Source organism: Streptomyces sudanensis (genome assembly GCF_023614315.1).
Lineage (GTDB): Bacteria > Actinomycetota > Actinomycetes > Streptomycetales > Streptomycetaceae > Streptomyces > Streptomyces sudanensis.
On record NZ_CP095474.1, the window covers coordinates 662,736 to 665,461 of the forward strand.

General features: G+C 75.5%; 3 protein-coding genes. 1 reads left to right on the top strand and 2 read right to left on the bottom strand.

The features are described 5' to 3' along the window. Positions 1 to 437: 437 nt before the first annotated feature. On the bottom strand, positions 438 to 893 hold the full coding sequence (locus MW084_RS02850) for a DUF6304 family protein (protein WP_010471648.1): 456 nt from the start codon (positions 891 to 893) through the stop codon (positions 438 to 440). Positions 894 to 1,220: 327 nt separating this feature from the next. Then, positions 1,221 to 1,808 (bottom strand): dihydrofolate reductase family protein, encoded by a 588-nt coding sequence (locus MW084_RS02855; protein ID WP_010471650.1) that lies wholly within the window; start codon positions 1,806 to 1,808, stop codon positions 1,221 to 1,223. Positions 1,809 to 1,951: 143 nt separating this feature from the next. Here MW084_RS02855 and MW084_RS02860 point away from each other — a divergent pair, with 143 nt between their 5' ends. Then, complete coding sequence (locus tag MW084_RS02860; RefSeq protein WP_010471651.1) at positions 1,952 to 2,563, top strand: TetR/AcrR family transcriptional regulator; 612 nt, start codon at positions 1,952 to 1,954, stop codon at positions 2,561 to 2,563. Positions 2,564 to 2,726 lie beyond the last annotated feature (163 nt).

Below are 2,726 nucleotides of genomic sequence, written 5' to 3' on the forward strand. Positions count from 1 at the left end.
GCCCCGNCCCNNNCGCNNANNCNGCCNGNGGCCACCACGCGGCGCCCGGACGNNGGGANCTNNGCCCNCCGGGACTGGCCCCACCGCGACCCCGGCCCCTGTTCCGCGCCGACGAAACCGTCGCCGCCTGCACCCGGGCCCTGGCCCTCCACCCGGCGGGGAGCGTGGCCGCGCGGCTCGTCTCCGTGGCCCTGTTCACCGTCGCGCTGAGGGTGACCGGGACGGGGCGCCGGTGACCGGGACGCGGCACCCCCACCGGCCGGGCCCACGGACACCGACCGCCGGAGACAGGGCCCGAGCACCACGGCCGCCTATGCGGCCCGGTCGGCACCGGCCGGTACCGCCACCCGGTCCTCACGGACCGTCCACGCGAAGGTGCCCCGCGCGACACCGCGCGGGGCGCCTCCCCGTCCCGGCGGGAACCGCGACGCGCGCGGTCACGCCGCCCGGATCAGGTCGCGGGCGAACCGCGTGCCGGGCGGAAGCTGGCGCAGGATGCGGCCGAGGGCCCGGTCGAAGTCGCCGCCCGTCACCCCCGAGTCGTACGCCGCTCCCCCGCAGTGCAGGGTGAGGTGCAGGTCCGTCCGCTCGGGCGATCCGTCGGAGAGCGCCTCGCCGAGCGTCAGCAGGCAGCCGAGCGTGGCCTGCTGGACCGTCCCGTCGGCCAGCAGCGGCAGCGGCAGGTCCCATTCGAGTACGCAGCCCGCGAGCGGCAGCCCGCCGCTCTCCTCGTCCGCCCGCAGGTCGGCGAAACCGCCGCCCGTGTAGCGCACCCCCCGGACCAGGGTGCTGACGTTCCGCCCGTCCGATGTGATGAGGACGGCCTCGGCCCCCCGGCGGTCCCGGTACCAGCCGGTCCAGACCTCTGTCGAATCCGATGACTCCGATGACATGGCGCGGACTGTAGCGGCACACCCGTCACCGGGTTGACGGCGGACACCCCCGGAGTCCGACTTCAGCCGGTCTCGCCGCTGCCGCCCGGCTCGTTCCCCCATCGGCCCCCGGCCTCGTGCGGCGGCCCCCCGTAGAGGTCGCACCGCGGGTTGCGGCACGGCTCGGGCCGCCAGGCGGGGACCCACGCGCCGAGTACCTTGCGTCGATGTATGGCCCTACCGACAGGCTGTCCGCAGGAGGGGCACACCGGCTCGGCGGTCGGTGCCTCCTGCGGGCGGCGGACGGTACGGCGTCCTTCGCTGCCCATGCCTCCAGGGTATTGCGGTTCAGCGGTTCCGGCCGTACCGGCGGACGACGACGCCGTTGCCGAAGGTCCGGGTCCCGCGCAGGGCGAAGTCGGCGACGGCGAAGGCGGCGCCGCCGAACATCGGCATTCCCGAGCCGTAGACCTGCGGGTACGTCTTGACCACCAGTTCGTCGACCTCGTCGATCAGTTCCCCGGCGATCCTGGACCCGCCGCACAGCCAGATGCCGAGCGGGCCGTCCTCCGCCTTCAGGGCGCGGACGCGGGCGACGAGGTCCCCGGGGACGATCTCCACGTTCGGGTGCGGGGAGGTGCCGAGGGTGCGGGAGGCCACGATCTCCCGGAGGTGGCCGTACGGGCTGGGCATGCCGGCCTCCAGGCCGAGCCGGTAGCTGCCGTGGCCCTGGATGACGGTGTCGAAGTGCCGGTTCGGGGCGTCGGCGATGCCGAGCGCCCGGCGCCCCTCGGTGTTGAGGGTCTCGGGGTACTCGGTGGTCAGGTGGGCGAGATACTCCTCGTCGAGGAACCGGAACATGGAGGAGGCGTCGCCCTCCGGGTCGCCGATGAAGCCGTCGATCGAGCAGGCGACGAGGTACGTCAGGGTGCGCAAACCGTGTCCTTCGGGCCTTCGGGGGGGGGCCGGACGGACGGGACGACCGCGACCACTACATTTACAGTGCTACAGGTGTAGTGGTGAAGGCAAGGACGTTTTCCGAACGGCCGCCCCGGGAGGGCGGAGAGGGAGGAGGGCCCGTGGCGGGCAATCCGGAGCGCAGGCGCGCGCTGCTCGACGCGGCCATCGAGGTACTGGCCCACGAGGGCGCCCGGGGGCTGACCTTCCGCGCGGTGGACGCGCGTGCCCGCGTGCCCGCCGGCACCGCCTCCAACTACTTCTCCAGCCGGGACGACCTGCTGACCCAGGCGGGCTCCCGTATCCACGTCCGCATGACCCCGCCACCCGCGCGGGTCGAGGCGGCGATGCGCCCCGAGCCCGACCGCGAACTGGTCGCGGGGCTGATGAAGTGGCTGGTCCGACGCATGGCGGAGGAGCGCACCGGCTACCTGGCGATGCTGGAGCTGCGCCTGGAGGCCACCCGCCGCCCGGCGCTCCGGGCCGAGCTGGAACGGGCCGTGCGCGCGGAGCTCGACCGCAACACCCGCTTCCACCTGGACGCGGGTCTGCCCGGCGACGCGGGCACCGTCCTCGCCCTGCACCTGGCCATGACCGGTCTGCTGCTGGAGCACCTCACCCTGCCGGGCGTCCTCCCCCCGGCGGAGCTGGACCGGACGGTCGAGGCCCTCGTCGAGCGCGTCGTGCCCGAGGCCGGCCCGCGGCGGGACGCGGACCGGGGCCGGGACCGGTAGCCGCCGCAGACCGGTAGCCGCCGCAGACCGGGGCCGGCAGCCAGTACGGGCGGGGCTCCCCGCGCGGCGACGGGCGCACGGCGCGTCCGCCGCCGCGCGGAAGCCGGACCACCCGCACGACCGCCCCGCGCCCCGCACGACCGCCCCGCATCCCGCACGAGCC

Coding starts and splice junctions, on each gene's coding strand:
- MW084_RS02850 (WP_010471648.1), bottom strand. CDS start 893: ATGTCATCGGAGTCATCGGATTCGACAGAGGTCTGGACCGGCTGGTAC.